Genomic DNA, 20,771 nt, shown 5'->3' on the forward strand with positions numbered 1-20,771 from the left:
AAGTGGAAAGATTTTTATTGCAGTGCCTGCAATCCCGCCACCAGCCAGCCGCTGGAATTGCTCTTCGGCTTGGTCATATTCCAGACTTCGCGGAAGGGGCTGGGGCCTGCGGAGGCATCTTCACGGATCATGCCCGAGAACTCCACACTGGCCATGTAGGCATGGCCCAGGTCTTCAATGCCCAGCAACTGGGCTTCGATCATCACCACATCGGTCTGGTTGAGCACGCCGCCGCTCTGGGCTTCACGCTCTTGCAGCTGGCTCTTGATCTCGGACAGCATCTCGTCGGTCATCATGGAACGCAGCGTGGCGACATCGCCACGGTCCCAGGCGGCCTGCAGGGTCACGAAGTTGCGCTTGGCGGCTTCCAGGAAGCCTGCGGCATCAAAGTCGGCCGGCACGCTCCAGTTCGGTGCCGACGCTGCCAGGCCGGAGCCGATCATGCTGCCGCCGGTGGCCGGCACATGGTCCTGCTCCCAGGGGCGGGCCGATGCGTCATTGCCCACATTCTTCGGGTTGTAGTCACGCGGCTGCACCACGGCCTCCGGGACCGGGGCCCCCGCGCCCTGGAAGGCGAAAGGCGATGCTGCAGCGCTGGCGGCGGCCTTGGGCTTGCTGCGGGCACGCATGACCATGCCGATCACCACCATCACGGCCAGTGCCAGCAGACCGAACATCAGCATGTTGGCGAAGGCTTCACCAAAACCCAGCGAATGGGCCAGCCAGGCCAGGCCCAGACCTGCGGCCAGGCCGCCCAGCATGGCGCCCCAGGGCTTCTTGGCAGGCGCTGCCGGCGTGGCGGCCGGGGTAGCGGGCTTGGGGGTTGCGGCCTGTTGCTGGGCCGGTGCTTGCTGGGGTGCACGGGGCGCAGCTTCACGCTGCGTCACATTGCTCGACTGCTTGCCCATGGAACCGCCACCGCCCATGCGTTTGGCTTCCACGGAGGGATGCACCACAGCCAACGCTGCGACCAAAACCACTGCCCACACCTTCATCATTGCTTTGCTCTCCTAATAATGGGAAAAAATTCCGAACTAACCAAAACCTTTTGAAAATCCGTACTGCATAGGTACCTGTCCTTTCAGCGTCAGCACTTGATACCCACATGCAGGGCCACGATGCCGCCCGTCATGTTGTGATAGTCCACATGCCCGAAACCCGCGTCCTGCATCAGGGTCTTGAGCGCTTCCTGCCCCGGGTGCATGCGGATGGACTCCGCCAGATAGCGGTAGCTGGAGTCATCGCCCGCCACCAGCTTACCCAGGAAGGGCAGCACCTTGAATGAGTACAAGTCATAGGACTTCTCCAGCGGCTTGGCCACCTTGGAGAACTCCAGCACCAGCAGCTTGCCGCCAGGCTTGAGCACGCGGTTCATTTCCTTGAGCGCAGCGTCCTTGTGCGTCATGTTGCGCAGGCCGAAGGCCACGCTCACCAGATCGAAGTGCGCGTCGGGGAACGGCAGCTTTTCGGCATCGCACACCAAGGTGGGCAGGATGATGCCCTTGTCCACCAGACGGTTGCGGCCCGTGCGCAGCATGGCTTCGTTGATGTCGGTGTGCACCACGCGGCCGCTGTTGCCGACCTTCTTGGAAAACGCCATCGACAGATCGCCGGTCCCCCCGGCGATGTCCAGCACCTGGTCCCCTTCCTTGAGGTTGGCCACCATCACGGTGTAGGCCTTCCAGGCACGGTGCAGACCGCCGGACATCAAGTCATTCATGATGTCGTACTTGGACGCGACCGAGTCAAACACGCCGCGCACGCGGCTGGCCTTGTCTTTCTCGTCAACGGTCTCGAAACCAAAATGTGTGCTGCTCATAGGACAGGAATGTAAGCAGCCCCGGGCGGCTCGTACAGCGACAACCCCGTAGTGCAACAGGGCATCACTTCAAGCCAAAGGGGCGATAAACGCTTGCGCCACATGCAGCGCAAGCTACTTTAACTATAGCACCGCAGAGAATTGGACTGCTGTACGGGGTCCAAGCTCCTGCCGTCGCCACGAAGGGGGTTGCGCGGGATCAGGCGCCGCAGCCGCAGGAACCGCTGCCGCAGCCGCCACCGCTGGCGGCCGGGGCCTCGGCGCTACTGCTGCTGCCGCAACCGCCGCCCGTGCCGCAGCTGCCGCCGCTGGCCTTGCCGGGCATGGGCGTGTCACGGTCCACACCAGCCGCCGCCAGGCGCGCCAGATAGTCGGCCCACAGCGCCTCCTGCTTGATGCCCATCTCGTACAGATAGGTCCAGGTGTACAGGCCGCTTTCGTGGCCGTCGCTGAAGAAGGGCTTGAGCGCGTAATTGCCCACGGGCTCCAGGTTGACGATGGTCACATCGCGCTTGCCGGTCTGCAGCACTTCCTGGCCCGGGCCGTGGCCCTGCACTTCGGCCGAAGGCGAATACACGCGCAGCAGTTCAAACGGCAGACGGTGCACGGCGCCGTCGGCATAGCCCAGCTCCAGCACGCGCGAGGCGCCGTGCAGGGTGATGGACTGGGGAAGAGGCATGTCAGCCATGGCAATTACCTATCTAAAACCTGCGCTGCTGGTGCACATGCAGCTGCTGTTGTGTTCACGTCCGCGCATCCAGTGCCGCGGCGATCGCGCGGTCCGTGGCGTCGAGCTGGGCCTGCACCTCGGCCTCGCGTGCCGGATCGCGCGGGCGCTGCACCGCGGCCCAGACGGAACCAGGAAAGTGGCTGTCCCAGCGCCAGCGCGCAATCACGTGCCAGTGCAGATGGGCCACCATATTGCCCAAGGCGGCCAGATTGACCTTGTCGGGCGACAGCCGGTCGCGCAGCACGCGCTCCACCGCGGCCACCAGTTCCATGCACTCGGCGCGCTCGGCGGCGCTCAGGTCGGTGAACTCGGCCGCATGCGCCGTCCACACCACGCGGTAGAAGGCGGGAAAGCCCTCTTCCTGCGCACGGATCACGCGGGCGTTGCGCCCTTGCCAGACCAGCGCGCCACCCAGGCCGTCGCACAAGGGGCAGCCGGCTGGTGCGGTGGAGGCCACGGCGGTGCTCACAGCAGCACCCGTTCGATGCCGCCGTTGTTGGCGCGGGCCACGTACTCGGGCAGCCAGTTCTCGCCCAGGATCTGCTTGGCCATCTCGATCACGATGTAGTCGGCTTCCAGCAGGCCATCCTTCAGGTCATTGCCGTAACGGCTCAGCCCTTGCAGGCAGGCGGGGCAGCTGGTCAGGATCTTCACGTTCTCCTTCTCGCCCACCGCGCCGTTGGCGCGCAACTCGGCCTCGCCCTTCAGGATTTCCTGTTCCTTGCGGAAACGGATCTGGGTGGAGATATCGGGACGCGACACCGCCAGCGTGCCGGATTCGCCGCAGCAGCGGTCGCTCTTGATCACGCCGTCACCCACCAGGGCCTTCACGGTCTTCATCGGGTCCTGCAGCTTCATGGGGCTGTGGCAGGGGTCGTGGTAGAGGTAGCCGCCCTGGCCTTGTGGCAAGGTGATGCCCTTTTCCAGCAGGAACTCGTGGATGTCGATGATGCGGCAGCCCGGGAAGATCTTGTCGAAATGGTAGCCCTGCAGCTGGTCATAGCAGGTCCCGCAGGACACCACCACCGTCTTGATATCCAGGTAGTTCAGCGTGTTGGCCACACGGTGGAACTGCACCCGGTTGTCGGTGATCATCTTGTCTGCCACGTCGTACTGGCCGCTGCCGCGCTGCGGGTAGCCACAGCACAGATAGCCGGGAGGCATCACGGTCTGCACGCCGGAGTGCCACAGCATGGCCTGCGTGGCCAGGCCCACCTGGCTGAACAGGCGCTCCGAGCCGCAGCCGGGGAAGTAGAACACCGCTTCCGTGTCCGCACTGGTGGTCTGCGGATTGCGGATGATGGGCACGTACTCCTTGTCTTCGATGTCCAGCAGCGCGCGGGCCGTCTTGTTGGGCAGACCGCCGGGCAGCTTCTTGTTCACGAAGTGGATCACCTGCTCCTTGAGCGCAGGCTTGCCCACCGAAGCCGGCGGGTGCTTGAGCTGCGGCTTGGCCACCGCATGCAGCAGGTCGGACGCAATGCGCTGCGCCTTGAAGCCCACGCCCACCATGCCCTTGCGCAGCAGCTTGATGGTGTCGGGATTCGTGGCATTGAGCATGGCCATGGCCATCTTGTTGCCCGGATTGAAGCTCTTCTTACCCATCTTGCGCAGCAGATTGCGCATGTTCATGGTCACGTCGCCGAAGTCGATCTTGACCGGGCAGGGCGTGAAGCACTTGTGGCAGACGGTGCAGTGGTCGGCCACATCCTCGAACTCCTGCCAGTGCTTGATGGACACGCCGCGGCGCGTCTGTTCCTCGTACAGGAAGGCTTCCACCAACAGCGAGGTGGCCAGAATCTTGTTGCGCGGCGAATACAGCAGATTGGCGCCCGGCACGTGCGTGTTGCACACCGGCTTGCACTTGCCGCAACGCAGGCAGTCCTTGACCGAGTCGGCAATGGCGCCGATGTCGCTTTGCTGCATGATCAGCGACTCGTGCCCCATCAGGCCAAACGATGGCGTGTAGGCATTGGTCAGGTCGGCATACATCAGCGCTTCGCGCGGCGAGCGGGCGGGCACCAGGCCGCTCTTCTCGCGGATCAGCTTGCCGCGGTTGAAACGGCCTTCCGGGTCCACGCGCTGCTTGTAGTCGGCAAAAGGCTGCAGCTCCTCGTCGCTCAGGAATTCCAGCTTGGTGATGCCGATGCCGTGTTCACCCGAAATCACGCCATCCAGGCTGCGGGCCAGCTGCATGATGCGCGCCACGGCTTCGTGGGCGGTCTGCAGCATCTCGTAGTCGTCGGAGTTGACCGGGATGTTGGTGTGCACATTGCCGTCACCGGCGTGCATGTGCAGCGCCACCCACACCCGGCCCTTGAGCACGCGCTGGTGGACCTGCGCTGCCTCGTCCAGCAAGGGCTTGAAGGCTTCGCCGTTGAAGATCTGCGCCAGCGGGGCCTTGATCTGCGTCTTCCAGCTGGAGCGCAGCGTGTGGTCCTGCAACTGCGGGAACAGGGCGGCCACGTCGCGCAGCCAGCCGGCCCACAGGGCACGCACTTCCTGCACCAGCTCCACGGCCTGGAGCACGCGGTCTTCCAGCAGCTCGGCCGTGGGAATGTCGCCGGCGTCGTCCTGCTTGCCCAGCGGCAGATTGCCCTGCTGCAGGAAGGCCAGCAGCGCATCGCACAGCTTGATCTTGTTGCGCAGCGAGAGTTCGATATTGATGCGCTCGATGCCGTCGGTGTACTCGGCCATGCGCGGCAGCGGGATCACCACGTCCTCATTGATCTTGAAGGCGTTGGTGTGGCGGCTGATGGCCGCGGTGCGCTTGCGGTCCAGCCAGAACTTCTTGCGCGCCTCGGCACTGATGGCGATGAAGCCTTCGCCGTTGCGCGAATTGGCAATGCGCACCACTTCGCTGGTCACGCGCGCCACTTCGTCGGCGTCGTCGCCCACGATGTCGCCGATCAGCACCATCTTGGGCAGATGGCCATCACCCTTCTTGCTCTTGGTGGCATAGCCCACGGCACGCAGGTAGCGGTCGTCCAGATGCTCCAGGCCGGCCAGCAGCACGCCACTGCGCTTTTGCTCGGCGAACATGTAGTCCTTGATCTCGACGATCGAGGGCACGGCATCCTTGGCGTTGCCGAAGAACTCCATGCACACCGTGCGCGTATGGGCCGGCATGCGATGCACCACCCAGCGGGCGCTGGTGATCAGGCCGTCCGTGCCTTCCTTCTGCACCCCGGGCAGGCCGGAGAGGAACTTGTCCGTCACATCCTTGCCCAGGCCTTCCTTGCGGAACTTGTGGCCGGGGATGTCCAGGCGTTCGCTGCGCACCGGGGTCTTGCCGTCCGCCTCGAAGTACTTCAGCTCGAAGCTGGCCATCTCGGCGTCGTGGATCTTGCCCAGGTTGTGGTCCACGCGGGTCACTTCCAGCCACTGCGCATCGGGTGTCACCATGCGCCAGCTGGCCAGGTTGTCCAGGGCCGTGCCCCACAGCACGGCTTTCTTGCCGCCGGCATTCATGGCGATGTTGCCGCCGATGCAGGAGGCTTCAATCGATGTCGGGTCCACGGCGAACACAAAGCCGCCACGCTCGGCCGCATCGGCCACGCGCTGGGTCACCACGCCGGCCTCGGTCCACACCGTGGGCACGGGGTGGCTCACGCCGGGCAGCTGCACCATCTCGACTTCGGTGATGGCATCAAGCTTTTCGGTGTTGATCACCACCGAGCGCCAGGTCAGCGGAATCGCGCCGCCGGTGTAGCCGGTGCCGCCTCCACGCGGGATGATGGTCAGGCCGATGTCGATACAGCCTTTGACGAGGCCGGCCATCTCCACTTCGGAATCCGGGGTCAGCACCACAAAGGGGTATTCCACCCGCCAGTCGGTGGCATCGGTCACATGGCTGACGCGCGACAGGCCATCGAACTTGATGTTGTCCTTGTGCGTCAGCTTGCCCAGCGTCTTGCGCACGCGCTGGCGCAACTTCTCGGCTTCGTCAAAGGTCCGGTCGAACTCGCGCACGGCATTGTTGGCCGCCTCGATCAGCTCGCCCACCAGGGCGTCGCGCTGGGCATCGGCCTCGGGGACGCGGCGCTTTTGCACCTCGGCCATGCGGTGTTCCAGCGCCTCCACCAGCTGCTTGCGGCGGTCGGGGTTGTGGAACAGGTCGTCCTGCAGATAAGGGTTGCGTTGCACCACCCAGATGTCGCCCAGCACTTCGTAGAGCATGCGGGCAGAACGGCCGGTCTGGCGTTCGCTGCGCAACAGCTCCAGCACGCTCCAGGCGGGCGCGCCAAGCAGGCGGATCACGATTTCCCGGTCAGAAAACGAGGTGTAGTTATAGGGAATCTCGCGGAGTCGGGCAGGTTCAGCCGTCTTGCCCAACAAGGCGGCCTGCGCAATCGGTGCATTCATGTGGTGGACCGGGGGTGGGCACCCTGAAGGGCGCTCCTTAGCCATGGGGAGCGTGATTTTATGCCAGGGCCTCGGTTTCTGCCGGGGTTCACCCTAAGCCACCGCGCCGCCACTGCATTCTCTGATCCAGCGCACGGCTTCAAGACCCCAGATAGGAAAAATCAGGAACGACATCGAATAGAAGCGAACATAGAATGCGCCACAACGTTTAGTGACAACTGCATGAAATCGGAGCCATGTGGCATCCGCGCCAGGGGGAAACCCCGTCACGTGCCCGTCACACAAACGCCATGCTCGCCCTTTAATATGGCTGGCATATCTCTCCCCGCATAGCAATCCAAGGAGTTCCTGCATGCAATTCAAGCGCCTGGCTTTGTCCGCCGCAATGACCGCAGCCGCCATCGGCACCGCCCACGCCGCCACCGAGATCCAGTGGTGGCACTCGATGACCGCCGTGAACAACGAATGGGTCAACGATCTGGCCAAGGAATTCAACGAAAGCCAGAAGGAATACAAGATCGTCCCGACCTTCAAGGGCGTGTATGACGAGTCCATGACGGCCGCCATTGCCGCGTTCCGTTCGGGCAATGCCCCCCACATCCTGCAAGTGTTCGAAGTGGGCACCGCCACCATGATGGCTTCCAAGGGCGCCACCGTGCCCGTGGGCAAGGTGATGTCCGATGCCGGCGTGTCCTTCGACCCCAAGGCCTACATCCCCGCTGTGGCCGGTTACTACACAGCCCCCAACGGCCAGATGCTGAGCTTCCCGTTCAACAGCTCCACCACCATCTTCTATTACAACAAGGACGCCTTCAAGAAGGCCGGCCTGAACCCCGACAAGGCCCCCACCACCTGGCCTGAAGTGTTCGAAGCCGCCAAGAAGCTCAAGGCCAGCGGCCACAGCTGCCCCATGACCCTGGCATGGCAGGGCTGGACCCAGCTGGAATCCTTCTCCACCTGGCACAACGTCGAATTCGCGACCGAGCAGAACGGCCTGAGCGCCAACGGCCACAAGGCCCGCCTGAAGATCAACTCGCCCCTGCACGTCAAGCACATCGACAACCTGGCTGCCGCAGCCAAGGCCGGCGAGTTTGTGTACAAGGGCCGCGCCTCCACCGCCCAGGCTTCGTTCACCGCCGGTGAATGCGCCATGATCCAGACCTCGTCCGGTTTCTACGGCGACGTGGCCAAGAACGCCAAGTTCGCCTACGCACTGGCTCCCCTGCCCTACTACCCCGATGTGAAGGGCGCGCCCCAGAACACCGTGATTGGTGGCGCATCGCTGTGGGTGATGGCAGGCAAGAAGTCCGAAGAGTACAAGGGCGTGGCCAAGTTCTTCGAATTCCTGTCGCAGACCAAGGTCCAGGCCGCTTCGCACCAGCGCACCGGCTACCTGCCTGTGACCATGGCCGCGTATGACCTGACCAACAAGTCTGGCTTCTACCAGAAGAACCCTGGCACGGACACCGCCGTGACGCAGATGATCCGCAAGGTGACCGACAAGTCGCGCGGCATCCGTCTGGGCAACTACGTGCAGATCCGCACCATCGAGGACGAAGAACTCGAACAGGTGTGGGCAGGCAAGAAGACCGGCCAGCAAGCCCTGGACGCTATCGTGTCGCGCGGTAACGAACTGCTGGCACGCTTCGAGCGCTCTTACAAGTAATAAGTAATTCCCCTCGATTTGGGGGTAGAGCCGCTGCAGCCTCTGGCGCAGCGGCTTTTCACTGGGCACAATACGCGCAAATTCGCTAAAAAGCGTTTCGTTTCGTTTCGACTCGCTTCCCCACCTGCTGCGGTGGAGGCAGCGACCCCAGCCCCCCGCAGTTCCTTTCATGGGCAACGGCGGCTTTTGAGTTTGTGAATCCCATGGAAAAACGCGTACTTTTCCGGTCCAAATGGTTGCCCTGGTTGCTGATCGCACCCCAGCTGCTCATCATTGGCATCTTCTTTTTCTGGCCTGCGGGCCAGGCAGTGCTCCAGTCATTCCAGATGGAAGACGCCTTTGGCATGAGCACCGAATGGGTGGGGCTGGATAACTTCCGCAACCTGCTCGCCGACCCGACCTACCTGAATTCCTTCAACCGCACGGCCCTGTTCTCGGTGCTCGTGGCTGGCGTGGGCATCGCAGTGTCGCTGGCCCTGGCCATCTTTGCCGACCGCATCGTGCGCTTCGCCATGGTCTACAAGACCCTGCTGATCGTGCCCTACGCCGTGGCCCCGGTGATCGCCGGCGTGCTGTGGGTGTTCCTGTTCTCGCCGTCCATCGGCGTGGTGACCTACTACCTGGGCAAGCTGGGCGTGAACTGGAACCACATGATGAACGACAGCCAGGCCATGACCCTGATCGTCATCGCCTCGGTGTGGAAACAGATCTCCTACAACTTCCTGTTTTTCCTGGCAGGCCTGCAGTCCATTCCCAAGGCGCTGATCGAAGCCGCTTCCATCGATGGTGCCGGCCCCTGGCGCCGCTTCTGGAACATCCAGCTGCCGCTGCTGTCGCCCACCACCTTCTTCCTGCTGGTGATCAACATCGTCTACGCGTTCTTTGACACCTTCGGCATCATCGACGCAGCCACCCAGGGCGGCCCCGGCCAGTCCACCTCCATCCTGGTCTACAAGGTCTACCAGGACGGCTTCAAGGCACTGGACCTGGGCGGCTCGGCAGCCCAGTCCGTGATCCTGATGCTGATCGTTGTCGTGCTGACTGTGGTTCAGTTCCGCTATGTTGAGAAGAAAGTGCAGTACTGATCATGGTTGATCGCAACCCCTGGCTGAATATCCTGTCCCATGCCGTGCTGATCCTCGGCGTGGCCATCGTGGCCTTCCCGCTGTACCTGGCCCTGATTGCCTCCACCCACACCGCGGAAGCCATCGTCCAGTCGCCCATGCCGCTGCTGCCCGGCGCCCACATGTGGGAAAACTACCGCGAAGCCCTGCTGGGCTCCGGCAAGCTGGGCTCCAACACCAACGTCGTGCACATGATGTGGGTCTCCTTCTGGGTGGCCATCATCATCACCGTGGGCAAGATCGCCATCTCGCTGCTGTCGGCCTTCGCCATCGTCTACTTCCGCTTCCCCTTCAAGATGGTCTGCTTCTGGGCCATCTTCCTGACGCTGATGCTGCCGGTGGAAGTGCGTATCCTGCCGACCTACAAGGTCGTGGCCGAGCTGGGCCTGCTCAACAGCTATGCCGGTCTGACCCTGCCGCTGATCGCCTCGGCCACCGCCACCTTCCTGTTCCGCCAGTTCTTCCTGACGGTGCCGGACGAGCTGGTGGAAGCCGCCCGCATCGACGGCGCCGGCGCCATGCGCTTTTTCAAGGACATCCTGGTGCCCTTGTCCAAGACCTCGATTGCCGCACTGTTCGTGATCCAGTTCATCTATGGCTGGAACCAGTACCTGTGGCCGCTGCTGATGACCACCTCGGAAGACATGTACCCCGTGGTGATCGGTATCAAGCGCATGCTGGCCGGTGGCGAAGCCGCCGTGGACTGGAATATCGTGATGGCCACCGCCATCCTGGCCATGCTGCCGCCCACGGCCGTGGTGATCCTGATGCAAAAGTGGTTTGTCAAAGGCCTGGTGGATACCGAGAAGTAAATCTCGACCAATCCTGACCCTGTTGGCTGTACCCACCACCTTGTGACCCATTGAACGAAATACGACTGTTATGGCTTCCATTTCCCTCAAGAACATCGTCAAGCGCTACGGCATCGGCAAGACTGCCGTGCCCGTCATCCACGGCATCAACGTCGAGATCAAGGACGGCGAATTCGTCGTGCTGGTCGGCCCTTCGGGCTGCGGCAAGTCCACGCTGCTGCGCATGATTGCCGGCCTGGAAGAAATCACCGATGGCGATCTGGTCATCGGCGACAAGAAGGTCAATGACCTGGAACCCGCCAAGCGCAACATCGCCATGGTGTTCCAGAACTACGCGCTGTACCCGCACATGAGCAACTACGAGAACATGGCCTACGGCCTGAAGCTCGCCAAGGTGCCGGAAGACGAGATCAAGCGCCGCGTGGACAAGGCCGCCAAGATTCTGGAACTGAGCCACCTGCTGGACCGCAAGCCCCGCCAGCTGTCCGGCGGCCAGCGCCAGCGTGTGGCCATGGGCCGTGCCATCGTGCGCCAGCCCCAGGTGTTCCTGTTTGACGAACCCCTGTCCAATCTGGACGCCAAGCTGCGCGGCCAGACCCGCCTGGAAATCCAGAAGCTGCACGCCGAGCTGGGCATCACCAGCCTGTTCGTGACCCACGACCAGGTCGAGGCCATGACCCTGGCCCAGCGCATGGTGGTGATGAACGGCGGCCATGTGGAGCAGTTCGGCACGCCCGAAGAGGTCTACCACACCCCGGCCTCCACCTTCGTGGCCGGCTTCATCGGTTCGCCCCCCATGAACCTGCTGAAGCACTCGCCCAATGGCAAGCCCGGCCTGATCCTGGGCATCCGCCCCGAACACATCGACCTGGTCGAAACCGGCGGCGTGGAATTCAAGGTGCACACCGTGGAACTGCTGGGTGCCGAGCGCCTGCTGTACGGCAAAGTGGGCGATGAGGACGTCACCGTCCGCATCGAAGAAGGCAAGCCCTTCCCCAAGCCCGGCGAAACGGCCCGCATCTCGGCCCGCGAAGACCGGCTGCACTGGTTCAACGCCGAAACGGGAAAGCGCGCATAAAGCCCGCCCCCCGGTTCACTGAATCCTGAAAGAAGAGCACCCCAGGCCCAGCTTGTGGTGCTCTTGTCACGTTCGCACTGGCAAGACTATGACTACTGCATTGAAACCCTGGCCCTACCCCCGTTGGGTGGCCCACCGCGGCGCCGGCAAGCTGGCTCCGGAAAACACCCTGAGCGCCTTCCGCCTGGGCGCGCTGCACGGCTACCGCTTCTTCGAATGCGATGCCAAGCTCAGCAGCGACGGCGTGCTGTTCCTGATGCACGACGCCACGCTGGAGCGCACCACCAACGGCCACGGCATCGGTGGCGAACTGACCATGGGCCAGATCGCCGAGCTGGATGCCGGCAGCTGGCATTCGCGCGCCTATGCGGGCGAAGCGCTGCCCACTCTGGAGGCCCTGGCCCGCTGGTGCCTGGCCAACCACCTGCACCTGAATGTGGAAATCAAGCCCACGCCCGGCCAGGAGCTGGAAACGGGCCGCGCCTGCGGTGTGCTGATGAACCGCATCTGGCCCCAGGCGGAAGTGCCGCCGCTGTTCACCTCGTTCAAGCCGGACTCGCTGCGCGGCGCCCGGGAAATCTCCCCCCACATTCCGCGCGGCCTGCTGGTGGACCAACTGGCCGATGGCAGCGGCGATGCCGAGCTGCAGACCGCCCTGGATCTGGACTGCAGCGCCATGGTGCTCAACCACGCCCTGTGGACCCCCGAGCTGGTGGCCAAGGTGCACGGCGCCGGCCTGCGCTGCAGCAGCTACACGGTGAACGACGAATGGGCCGCCCAGCGCCTGATCGACCTGGGCACGGACGGCATCATCACCGACCGCGTGGACCTGTTCAGCCCGGCGCAGACCCACAGCCAGCTGTAAGCAAAGCACCGTGGCCACAAAGCCCGGCAGTCCCGGGCTTTTTTTCTAGATGGCGGTGCCTCCTGTGCGCAGGCCTTGGCATGGACGCCGCCCTCCCCGCGCCCACGCCACACCGGAGCACAGGCGAAGCGGCGAAGAGGCAAGGACCCTGGCGGTCAATCCATCTTGGTGCCGGAGGCCTTCACCGCCGCTGCCCAGCGTGGCAGCTCGCCGCCCAGGAACTTGGCGAAATCGTCCGCGCCCAGGAAGGCAGGGTCGGCCCCCTGGGTCACCATGCGCTCGCGCACATCGGTGTTGTTCATCACCTGCTGGAAGGCGTCGCTCAGCTTGGCCACCACCTCCTTGGGCGTGCCGGCCGGGGCCAGGAAACCGTAGAACCCCACCACCTCGAAGCCCTTCAGGCCGCTTTCGATGGCCGTGGGCGTATCGGGCAGTGCGGGGTTGCGGGTCTTGCTGGTCACCGCCAGGGCGCGCACCTTGCCCTGCTTGTGGTAGTTGGCGGCCTGGGGGATGCTTTCGGCCATGAACTGCACTTGGCCGCCCATCAGGTCGGCAAACGCCGGGGCGCTGCCGCGGTAGGGGATATGCACCATGTGCGTGCCGGTGGCGATCTTGAACATCTCGGGCACCAGGTGGCTGATGCCACCGTTGCCGGCCGAGCCGTAGTTGACCTTGCCCGGATGGGACTTGGCGTAGGCAATGAATTCCGGCAGCGTCTTGCTCGGCACCTGGTTGTTGACCAGCAGCGCCAGCGGCTGCATGGCGGTGCGGGCAATGGGGGTGAAATCCTTCAGCGTGCCATAGGGCAGCTTGGGGTAGAGCGCTGGGTTGATGGCCATCACGCCGGTGTTGGCCACCATCAGGGTGTGACCGTCGGCCGGGGCCTTCATCACGTCCTGCGCGCCCACGGTACCGCCGGCACCGGGCTTGTAGTCCATCACGATGGGCTGGCCCAGCACGGCCTGCAGCTTGTCGCTCAGCAGGCGGGCATGCTGGTCCAGCGGGCCGCCGGCGGGAAAGCCCACCACCACACGGATGGGCTTGCTGGGGAAAGTCTGGGCCAGAACTTGGGTCTGGGCCACGGACAGCAAAGCGCCGGCCGCCAGGGCAAGGCCGGTGCGCACGATTTTTTGCATGGTGTTGTCTCCCGTTTTTTTGGCAATGCAAGGACTGCGCAGGCCGGTGCGAACAGCCCACGCAAATCCGGCCCCTGCCGGGGCCGTTGGCGCGATTGTAGAAACGGGGGCCGTGCAGACAGACGGGGGCAACCCCAGCTGTCAGCCTGTGCAAGCTGCCTGGGCGACAGCGGCATCCCCACCGCCGTGGCCCCAGGCAGGGCCATCAGCCACGTAAGGGCAACTGCTGGCGCACGTAGTCGCTCACTACGGCCATCACTTTTTGCAGGTTCTGGCGCAGCGGCTCGAAGCCGGCGTTGGGTTCGCGCGTGGCCTCGTCCATGTAGAGCGGGCGGTTGATCTCGATCTGCATGCTGTGGCGCTGCAGATGGGGCTGGCCGATGTCGGCCAGCAGCGCCACGCCCTTGTAGGGTTCGTTGTAGGCCACGCTGTAACCCTGGGCCTGCAGCGTGTCACCAATCAGGTGGATGAACTCCGGCGCGCAGGTGGTGCCGTCCCGGTCGCCCAGCACAAAATCCGCCAATTGCTTGTCCGGCGTACCCAGGCGCTGGTAGACATCGCTGGGCATGGAGTGCAGATTGATGTGCCACACACCGCCAAAGCGGTCCACGCTCCAGCGGATGGCCTGGCTCACCGCCGCATGGTAGGGGCGCCAGTAGCGCTCGATGCGCTGCTGCACCTCGGCCACGCTCAGCTTGCGGTCGTACACCGGGGTGGACTGGCCGGCCTGGCTGATGCGCTCCCACACCAGGCCCAGGCCCTGCAGCGTCTTGGGACCGGGCTGCAGCGCCACGGGCCACTCCCCGTCCAGCATGGCGGGGTTGATGTCCCCTTCCGCGCGGTTGGGGTCGATGTAGGTGCGCGGAAACGTGGCTTCGATCAGCGTGGCGCCGTAGTCGGGCAGGGCCTCCCACAGGCGGTGCACATGGGTGTCTTCCCCGCGGCGCAGCAGCGCCAGGGGCACCGCCACGCCGAAGTCGGCCGGGTAGGCGGTGCCGCTGTGCGGCGAATCGCACACCAGCGGCAGCACCGCGCCCTGGGGCGGGCGCACCACCACCGGCTGCAATGGCAGGGGTTGCAGGAAATCAGGCAAGGCAGCAGTCGCAGTCATCAGTTGATTTTGATGTTGGCGCGCTGGGCCACGGCGGTGTAGCGGGCAATGGCGGTGTCGATCTGCTTGGCAAATTGTTCCGGCGTGTTGGCCATGCCTTCACCGGAGATTTCCTTTTGCTTGGCCAGGTAGGCGGGGTCCTGCATCGCCTTGTGCGCTGCCGCATTGAGCTTGGCGATCACGGCCTTGGGCGTGCCGGCCGGGGCCACCAGACCGAACCAGCCGCCGTCGCCCATCTGTGCATAGCCCAGCTCGGTGTAGGTCGGCACATCCGGCAGCACCTCGGCACGCTTGAAGGCCAGCACGGCCAGCGGACGCAGCTTGCCGGCCTGGATGTTGGACAGCGAAGACGGCAGGTTGTCCGTCATGGCGTTGACCTGGCCGCCCAGCGCATCGGTCAGGGCCTGGCCCGCGCCCTTGTAGGGAATGTGCAGCAGCTCGATGCCCGCCAGATTCATGAAGTTCTCGATGTTGGCGTGGCCCAGCGAGCCGGTGCCGGGCGAGGCGAAGGTGTACTTGCCGGGATGGGCCTTGGCCAGGGCAATGAACTCCTTCATGGTCTTGGCCGGCACGCTGGGGTGGACCACGAACACGCTGGGCACGCTCATCACATTGGTGATGGGGGCAAAGTCCTTCTTCGCGTCATACGGCAGCTTGGTCATGATGGCCGGATTGGCACCATGGGTGGACACCGTCGCCATGCCGATGGTGTAGCCGTCCGGTGCGGACTTGGCGATTTCCGACGCACCAATCGAGCCGCCGGCGCCGCCCTTGTTCTCGATCACCACGGCCTGGCCCAGGATGGGGCCCATCTTCTCGGCCAGCAGCCGGGCCACCATGTCGGTGGAACCGCCAGCGCCAAACGGCACGATCAGCTTGATCGGGCGGCTGGGGTAGACGGCGTCGGCCGCGAAGACGGCAGGCGCCAGGGCGCTCAGGGCGGCGGCAGCGGCCACGGAAGCCAGCAAGGTACGGCGCAGTTGCATGGGGGTGCTTCTCCTCAAGGATCGGGGGATTGTTGTGAATGCGGCCATTCTTGGCTGCGTCGTGCTCGGCGAAAAGGGACAAAAAGGCACGCATGCATGACCAATGCTCATAATTGGCGCAAAAGCTGCTTGCAGGGACGGCGTCCCTCCACATCCTTCCGCCTTCCTGCCCCATGCGCATCCAGTCCCCTTCCCTGTCCGAACTCCATGCCTTTGCCCAGGCAGCGCGCCTGGGCAGCTACACGCTGGCGGCCGAGCAGCTGAGCGTCACCCAGGGCGCCATCAGCCGCGCCATCGCCCGGCTGGAAGAGCATCTGGGCTTTGCCCTGTTCGAACGCCAGGGACGCCGCAGCGTGCTGAGCACTGCCGGCCGGCAGTATCTGGACGCCATCGGCCCGGCCATCTTCACCATCGAATCCGCCACCGCGGCCATGCGCCGCCGCCGCAGCGGGCGCCAGCTGCGCCTGTCGGTGCCGCCCACCTTGTTCAGCCACTGGCTGATTCCGCGCCTGCCGGACTTCACCGCCCGCCATCCCGGCACGGTGCTGAGCTTTGCCCCCTACCGCCGCGACGACCCGCTGACCGATCCGCAGACCGATGCCTGGGTGCGCATCGGCGCCGACCCGTGGCCGGACCAGTTGGCCGCCGACTACCTGGTGGGCCAGGACCTGGTGCCCATCTGCCGCCCCCAGGACGTGGAAGGCGCACAGGCCATCCGCAGGCCCGAAGACCTGATGGCCCGCCCGCTGCTGGCCCATACCAACTACCCCGACAACTGGGCCCGCTGGTTCAGCAAGATGGGCTGCGAGGACCTGTGTCCCGCGCCGGTGGCCGACTTCGAACAGGTGACGCTGCTGGTGCAGGCCGTGATTGCCGGCATGGGCGTGGCCGTGGTGCAGCGCTGCCTGATCGAGGAGGACCTGGCGAGCGGGCGCATTGTGGTGCCGGTGCAACGGGCCTTCCGCATCGAGCGCGGCTACTTTCTCTGCCGTCCGGCCCAGCGCCCCGCCAGCGCCGAACTGCAGGATTTCCGCCACTGGGTGCTGGAGCAGGCGGCCCTGGACCGTGCGGCGCAGCCACTCGGGACCGCCGCCGAGTTGCCCTAAAAGCGCTTTTTATGTAGCAACCCCAACACCCCAGATCCCCGCCCGCGCGGTGCTATACCCCTGAGGTCAGCAGATATATGGGGCGGGCAGCCGGCCCGCTCCAGAGCGGTTGTCCACCGCCTTCGCCGCCCACGCTAGGCTTTCCAGCCGCGCAGCAGCAGCCACTGGCAGCTGCCCATGGCCAGCACCAGCAGTGCGTAGGTGGCCAGCTTGCCGTCACGGCCCGATAGCGCCAAACACAGGCCCAGCACCGCTGCGCCGAGGACGGCGTTGAGCAACATCTGCTCCCACAGGTTCACCAGGGGCGTGGCCGAACGCCAGAAGATCCGCCCTCCCACGCCCAGCAGCACCGCCAGAAAAACGGCCGGTGCCAGAAAATTGAGCAGGTGGTTGAGGAAGGTCAGGGCAGGCATGAAAATGACACAGATCAAGTCTTTGCGTTGTGGGTCAACGCAAAAGGCCGCTGAATTTTATAATCATGGTCTATGGCAGTCTGGGCTCTCGGCATCAACCATCACACGGCACCGTTGGATCTACGGGGCCGGTTTGCGTTCGCACTCGACCAGATTGCACCGACATTGACCGGTCTGCGCCAGTCGCTGACCAGTGCCACCCGCCACCCCGAGGTGGAAACGGCCATCATCTCCACCTGCAACCGCACCGAGATCTACTGCGCCGCCGACGCCCCCGCGCTGGACCACACGCTGGGCTGGCTGGCCCAGTCCGGCGGTGTCACCCCCGACGTGCTGCGCCAGCATTCCTATCTGCTGGAAAGCGGCTCGGTCGCACGCCATGCCTTCCGTGTGGCCTCGGGTCTGGATTCCATGGTGCTGGGTGAAACCCAGATCCTGGGCCAGATGAAGAACGCCGTGCGCGCCGCCGAAGATGCGGGCGCCCTGGGCACCACCCTGAACCAGCTGTTCCAGCGCAGCTTTGCCGTGGCCAAGGAAGTGCGCAGCTCCACCGAAATCGGCGAGCACAGCATTTCGATGGCCGCCGCCGCCGTGCGCCTGGCCGGCCAGCTGTTTGAAGACCTCTCCAAGATCCGCATCCTGTTCGTGGGCGCGGGCGAGATGATCGAGCTGGCCAGCACCCACTTTGCGGCGCGCAACCCGCAGCAGATCACCATCGCCAACCGCACCCTGGAGCGCGGCGAAAAGCTGGCGTGCCGCCTGGGCGCCAGCGTGATGCGCCTGGCCGACATTCCGGACCACCTGCACGAATATGACGCCATCATCAGCTGCACCGCCTCCAGCCTGCCGATCATCGGCCTGGGCGCCGTGGAACGTGCGCTGAAGAAACGCAAGCACCGCCCGATCTTCATGGTCGACCTGGCCGTGCCACGCGACATCGAGCCCGAAATCAAGGACCTGCGCGACGTGTACCTGTACACCGTCGACGACCTGGCCAGCGTGGTGAAGACCGCCCAGGCCAGCCGCCAGGCCACCGTGGCCCAGGCCGAAGCCATCATCGATGCCGGCGTGCTGAATTTCGTGCAGTGGATGGACCAGCGTTCCCTGGGCGGTGTGGTGCCGTTGATCCAGCAGATCAACGCCCAGGCCGACGAATGGCGCGCCCTGGAAATCGCCCGTGCCAGAAAGCTCCTGGCCAAGGGGGAAGACATGGACACCGTGCTCGAAGCCCTGTCCCGCGGCCTGACCCAGAAGATGATGCACGGCACCATGGCAGCCCTGCACCAGGGCGATGCGGAAGAGCGCGCCCAGACCGCCGCCACCGTCTCCCGCCTGTTCCTGCGCGACCGCCGCAGCGACCGTTAGCGCAGACCCCCTGCCAGGCTGCGGCCGCGCTCGGCGTGCTGCAGCCAGATCGCCCTCTCACGCCATATCCATCTGCGTGAGCAGCTATCCTTCGGATAGCACCCATCCGCCCCCTGCCCCGCCATGAAGCCTTTTTTGCGCAACCAGCTGGAGCGCTTTGCCCAGCGCCTGGAAGAACTGGACTTTCTGCTTTCCCGTGAAGACATCATGGGCGACATGCAGAAGTACCGCAGCATCTCGCGCGAACACGCCGACGTGACAGCCGTGGCCGGCCGCTACCAGCGCTACCTGCAGACCGAGGCCGACATCGCCGCCGCACGCGAGATGCTGGCAGACCCCGACATGGCCGAGATGGCACAGGACGAAATCAGCGCCGGCGAAGCCGCGCTGGTGCAGCTGGAGGACGAACTGCAACGCCTGCTGCTGCCCAAGGACCCGGACGACGCCCGCCCTGCGTTTGTGGAAATCCGCGCCGGCACCGGCGGCGACGAATCCGCGCTGTTTGCCGGCGACCTGGCCCGCATGTACACCCGCCATGCCACCAATGTGGGCTGGAAGGTAGAAGTGATGAGCGCCAACGAGAACGAAATCGGCGGCTACAAGGAAGTGGTGCTGCGCGTGGACGGCGACAACGTCTACGGCCGTCTGCGCTTTGAATCCGGCGGCCACCGCGTGCAGCGCGTGCCCGCCACCGAAACCCAGGGCCGCATCCACACCAGCGCCTGCACCGTGGCCGTGATGCCGGAGCCGGACGAGCACCAGGCCATCACCCTGAACCCGGCCGATCTGCGCATCGACACCTTCCGCGCCAGCGGCGCCGGCGGCCAGCACATCAACAAGACCGATTCGGCCGTGCGCGTGGTGCACTTGCCCACCGGCATCGTGGCCGAATGCCAGGACGGCCGCAGCCAGCACAGCAACAAGGCCAAGGCCCTGCAGGTGCTGCAGGCGCGCATCCAGGAAAAGGAGCGCAGCGAGCGTGCCGCCAAGGAGGCCGCGCTGCGCAAGGGCCTGATCGGCTCGGGCGACCGCTCGGACCGTATCCGGACCTACAACTTTCCCCAGGGCCGCCTGACGGACCACCGCATCAACCTGACGCTGTACAAGCTGCTGGCGGTGATGGAAGGCGATCTGGGCGACGTGCTGGACGCGCTGCAGCATGCCCGCGAGGCGGAGCTGCTGGCCGAGCTGGAAGTCAACGGCTGACGCCTGGACCTCTGCAGGCACACGCGGTGCGTGCGCTCCGCCACGTCCCCCAACGTTTCCGCCCGCCACCGGGCCACGCAACCGGACAGACTGTCACCACCATGAACGCCCCCACCCTGGCCCAGGCCCTGCAACACGCGGCCCAGCGCGGTCTGGCCCGCATCGATGCGCAATTGATTTTGCTGCACTGTGTGGGCCGGCCGGATGCCGGCCGCGCCTGGTTGCTGGCGCACGACAGCGACATCCTGTCCCCCGCGCAGGCTGCCCTGTGGGAACAGTTGCTGGCACGCCGCCTGAACGGCGAGCCCGTGGCCTATCTGACCGGCCGCAAGGAATTTTTCGGCCTGCCGCTGCAGGTGGATGCCCGCGTGCTGGACCCCCGCCCCGACACCGAAACCCTGGTGGAATGGGCCCTGGAAGTGCTGCAACCGCTGTCCGCCCCGCAAGTGGCGGACCTGGGTACAGGCAGCGGCGCCATCGCGCTGGCCATCCAGCACCAGCGCCCCGACGCCCAGGTCACCGCGGTGGACTACAGCCAAGATGCCCTGGCCGTGGCACGCGCCAATGCCGCTCAGCTGAAGCTGCCGGTGCGTGTGCTGCATTCGTCATGGCTGGAGCAGGTGGAAGGCCGGTTTGATGCCATCGTCACCAACCCGCCCTATATCCGCGAGGACGACCCCCACATGCCCGCGCTGCAGCACGAGCCACGCCAAGCCCTGACCAGTGGTGCCGACGGGCTGGATGACATCCGCGCCATCTGCGCCCAGGCCCCGGCCCACCTGGTGCCCGGCGGCTGGCTGCTGATCGAGCACGGCTGGGACCAGTCGGAGGCTGTGCAGCAACTGCTGAAAACCGCCGGATTCACCCTGGTGCACAGCCGCCAGGATCTGGCCGGGATTGCCCGTTGCACGGGCGGGCAAATACCGTGCGCACCCGGCGATGGCCAGACAGTGAAATAATCAGCGGCAATGCTGCAGAGCAATGCGCCT

General features: G+C 64.9%; 18 protein-coding genes. 9 read left to right on the top strand and 9 right to left on the bottom strand.

Features of this window, described 5'->3' with window-relative positions; all coding sequences use genetic code 11:
- Positions 1–14 precede the first annotated feature (14 nt).
- The 5 genes from KW830_RS09325 to KW830_RS09345 form a co-directional block, all read right to left on the bottom strand.
- Positions 15–998, bottom strand: a complete 984-nt coding sequence (locus KW830_RS09325) for a Tim44 domain-containing protein (RefSeq protein ID WP_066540583.1) — start codon at positions 996–998, stop codon at positions 15–17.
- Positions 999–1,087: 89 nt separating this feature from the next.
- Positions 1,088–1,819, bottom strand: coding sequence for a bifunctional demethylmenaquinone methyltransferase/2-methoxy-6-polyprenyl-1,4-benzoquinol methylase UbiE (ubiE, locus tag KW830_RS09330; protein ID WP_066540580.1), 732 nt, complete (start codon positions 1,817–1,819; stop codon positions 1,088–1,090).
- 199 nt (positions 1,820–2,018) lie between these two features.
- Positions 2,019–2,507 (bottom strand): gamma-butyrobetaine hydroxylase-like domain-containing protein, encoded by a 489-nt coding sequence (locus tag KW830_RS09335; protein ID WP_218332933.1) that lies wholly within the window; start codon positions 2,505–2,507, stop codon positions 2,019–2,021.
- 55 nt (positions 2,508–2,562) lie between these two features.
- Positions 2,563–3,018: an HIT family protein gene (locus KW830_RS09340; protein ID WP_370626107.1), complete on the bottom strand. Its 456-nt coding sequence runs from the start codon at positions 3,016–3,018 to the stop codon at positions 2,563–2,565.
- Entirely contained in the window at positions 3,015–6,914 is a 3,900-nt protein-coding gene (locus KW830_RS09345; RefSeq protein WP_218332936.1) for an FAD/FMN-binding oxidoreductase, read from the bottom strand. Before KW830_RS09345 ends, KW830_RS09340 begins: the two co-directional genes overlap by 4 nt.
- A 352-nt stretch (positions 6,915–7,266) precedes the next feature.
- On the opposite strand from KW830_RS09345, the gene ugpB reads away from it, so the two are divergent.
- The 5 genes from ugpB to ugpQ all read left to right on the top strand — a co-directional run bounded on the left by ugpB (position 7,267) and on the right by ugpQ (position 12,459).
- Positions 7,267–8,580 carry a sn-glycerol-3-phosphate ABC transporter substrate-binding protein UgpB gene (gene ugpB, locus KW830_RS09350; protein ID WP_066540576.1) on the top strand — a complete coding sequence of 438 codons (1,314 nt, stop codon included), beginning with the start codon at positions 7,267–7,269 and terminating at the stop codon, positions 8,578–8,580.
- A gap of 203 nt (positions 8,581–8,783) precedes the next feature.
- The gene (gene ugpA / locus KW830_RS09355; protein ID WP_066540573.1) at positions 8,784–9,665 is read left to right on the top strand and encodes a sn-glycerol-3-phosphate ABC transporter permease UgpA; all 882 of its coding nucleotides are present in this window, start codon (positions 8,784–8,786) and stop codon (positions 9,663–9,665) included.
- Between the two features lie 2 nt (positions 9,666–9,667).
- A complete protein-coding gene (gene ugpE, locus KW830_RS09360; RefSeq protein WP_066540570.1) occupies positions 9,668–10,516 on the top strand; it encodes a sn-glycerol-3-phosphate ABC transporter permease UgpE in 849 nt (282 codons plus the stop codon).
- A gap of 70 nt (positions 10,517–10,586) precedes the next feature.
- Positions 10,587–11,594: a sn-glycerol-3-phosphate import ATP-binding protein UgpC gene (locus tag KW830_RS09365; RefSeq protein ID WP_066540567.1), complete on the top strand. Its 1,008-nt coding sequence runs from the start codon at positions 10,587–10,589 to the stop codon at positions 11,592–11,594.
- A gap of 88 nt (positions 11,595–11,682) precedes the next feature.
- On the top strand, positions 11,683–12,459 hold the full coding sequence (gene ugpQ, locus KW830_RS09370) for a glycerophosphodiester phosphodiesterase (RefSeq protein ID WP_066540561.1): 777 nt from the start codon (positions 11,683–11,685) through the stop codon (positions 12,457–12,459).
- Between the two features lie 155 nt (positions 12,460–12,614).
- On the opposite strand, the gene KW830_RS09375 is transcribed toward ugpQ, so the two are convergent.
- The 3 genes from KW830_RS09375 to KW830_RS09385 form a co-directional block, all read right to left on the bottom strand.
- Positions 12,615–13,595, bottom strand: a complete 981-nt coding sequence (locus tag KW830_RS09375) for a tripartite tricarboxylate transporter substrate binding protein (RefSeq protein WP_066540559.1) — start codon at positions 13,593–13,595, stop codon at positions 12,615–12,617.
- A gap of 205 nt (positions 13,596–13,800) precedes the next feature.
- A complete protein-coding gene (locus KW830_RS09380; protein WP_218332937.1) occupies positions 13,801–14,706 on the bottom strand; it encodes an N-formylglutamate amidohydrolase in 906 nt (301 codons plus the stop codon).
- Complete coding sequence (locus KW830_RS09385; RefSeq protein WP_066540553.1) at positions 14,706–15,692, bottom strand: tripartite tricarboxylate transporter substrate binding protein BugE; 987 nt, start codon at positions 15,690–15,692, stop codon at positions 14,706–14,708. Before KW830_RS09385 ends, KW830_RS09380 begins: the two co-directional genes overlap by 1 nt.
- Positions 15,693–15,865: 173 nt before the next feature.
- Between KW830_RS09385 and KW830_RS09390 the strand changes: the two genes are divergently transcribed.
- Positions 15,866–16,798 (top strand): LysR substrate-binding domain-containing protein, encoded by a 933-nt coding sequence (locus tag KW830_RS09390; protein ID WP_066540551.1) that lies wholly within the window; start codon positions 15,866–15,868, stop codon positions 16,796–16,798.
- A gap of 134 nt (positions 16,799–16,932) precedes the next feature.
- On the opposite strand, the gene KW830_RS09395 is transcribed toward KW830_RS09390, so the two are convergent.
- On the bottom strand, positions 16,933–17,211 hold the full coding sequence (locus KW830_RS09395) for a hypothetical protein (RefSeq protein ID WP_066540868.1): 279 nt from the start codon (positions 17,209–17,211) through the stop codon (positions 16,933–16,935).
- A 72-nt stretch (positions 17,212–17,283) separates the two neighbouring features.
- Here KW830_RS09395 and hemA point away from each other — a divergent pair, with 72 nt between their 5' ends.
- The 3 genes from hemA to prmC all read left to right on the top strand — a co-directional run bounded on the left by hemA (position 17,284) and on the right by prmC (position 20,741).
- Positions 17,284–18,576, top strand: coding sequence for a glutamyl-tRNA reductase (hemA, locus tag KW830_RS09400; RefSeq protein ID WP_218332938.1), 1,293 nt, complete (start codon positions 17,284–17,286; stop codon positions 18,574–18,576).
- Positions 18,577–18,699: 123 nt separating this feature from the next.
- Positions 18,700–19,782, top strand: coding sequence for a peptide chain release factor 1 (prfA, locus tag KW830_RS09405; RefSeq protein ID WP_218332940.1), 1,083 nt, complete (start codon positions 18,700–18,702; stop codon positions 19,780–19,782).
- A gap of 101 nt (positions 19,783–19,883) precedes the next feature.
- Positions 19,884–20,741, top strand: a complete 858-nt coding sequence (gene prmC / locus KW830_RS09410; protein ID WP_218332942.1) for a peptide chain release factor N(5)-glutamine methyltransferase — start codon at positions 19,884–19,886, stop codon at positions 20,739–20,741.
- Positions 20,742–20,771: the final 30 nt, after the last annotated feature.

The organism is Comamonas sp. CMM03 (assembly GCF_019218715.1).
Lineage (GTDB): Bacteria > Pseudomonadota > Gammaproteobacteria > Burkholderiales > Burkholderiaceae_C > Comamonas > Comamonas terrigena.

Coding starts and splice junctions, on each gene's coding strand:
- KW830_RS09325 (WP_066540583.1), bottom strand. CDS start 998: ATGATGAAGGTGTGGGCAGTGGTTTTGGTCGCAGCGTTGGCTGTGGTG.
- ubiE (WP_066540580.1), bottom strand. CDS start 1,819: ATGAGCAGCACACATTTTGGTTTCGAGACCGTTGACGAGAAAGACAAG.
- KW830_RS09335 (WP_218332933.1), bottom strand. CDS start 2,507: ATGGCTGACATGCCTCTTCCCCAGTCCATCACCCTGCACGGCGCCTCG.
- KW830_RS09345 (WP_218332936.1), bottom strand. CDS start 6,914: ATGAATGCACCGATTGCGCAGGCCGCCTTGTTGGGCAAGACGGCTGAA.
- ugpB (WP_066540576.1), top strand. CDS start 7,267: ATGCAATTCAAGCGCCTGGCTTTGTCCGCCGCAATGACCGCAGCCGCC.
- ugpA (WP_066540573.1), top strand. CDS start 8,784: ATGGAAAAACGCGTACTTTTCCGGTCCAAATGGTTGCCCTGGTTGCTG.
- ugpE (WP_066540570.1), top strand. CDS start 9,668: ATGGTTGATCGCAACCCCTGGCTGAATATCCTGTCCCATGCCGTGCTG.
- KW830_RS09365 (WP_066540567.1), top strand. CDS start 10,587: ATGGCTTCCATTTCCCTCAAGAACATCGTCAAGCGCTACGGCATCGGC.
- ugpQ (WP_066540561.1), top strand. CDS start 11,683: ATGACTACTGCATTGAAACCCTGGCCCTACCCCCGTTGGGTGGCCCAC.
- KW830_RS09375 (WP_066540559.1), bottom strand. CDS start 13,595: ATGCAAAAAATCGTGCGCACCGGCCTTGCCCTGGCGGCCGGCGCTTTG.
- KW830_RS09380 (WP_218332937.1), bottom strand. CDS start 14,706: ATGACTGCGACTGCTGCCTTGCCTGATTTCCTGCAACCCCTGCCATTG.
- KW830_RS09385 (WP_066540553.1), bottom strand. CDS start 15,692: ATGCAACTGCGCCGTACCTTGCTGGCTTCCGTGGCCGCTGCCGCCGCC.
- KW830_RS09390 (WP_066540551.1), top strand. CDS start 15,866: ATGCGCATCCAGTCCCCTTCCCTGTCCGAACTCCATGCCTTTGCCCAG.
- KW830_RS09395 (WP_066540868.1), bottom strand. CDS start 17,211: ATGCCTGCCCTGACCTTCCTCAACCACCTGCTCAATTTTCTGGCACCG.
- hemA (WP_218332938.1), top strand. CDS start 17,284: ATGGCAGTCTGGGCTCTCGGCATCAACCATCACACGGCACCGTTGGAT.
- prfA (WP_218332940.1), top strand. CDS start 18,700: ATGAAGCCTTTTTTGCGCAACCAGCTGGAGCGCTTTGCCCAGCGCCTG.
- prmC (WP_218332942.1), top strand. CDS start 19,884: ATGAACGCCCCCACCCTGGCCCAGGCCCTGCAACACGCGGCCCAGCGC.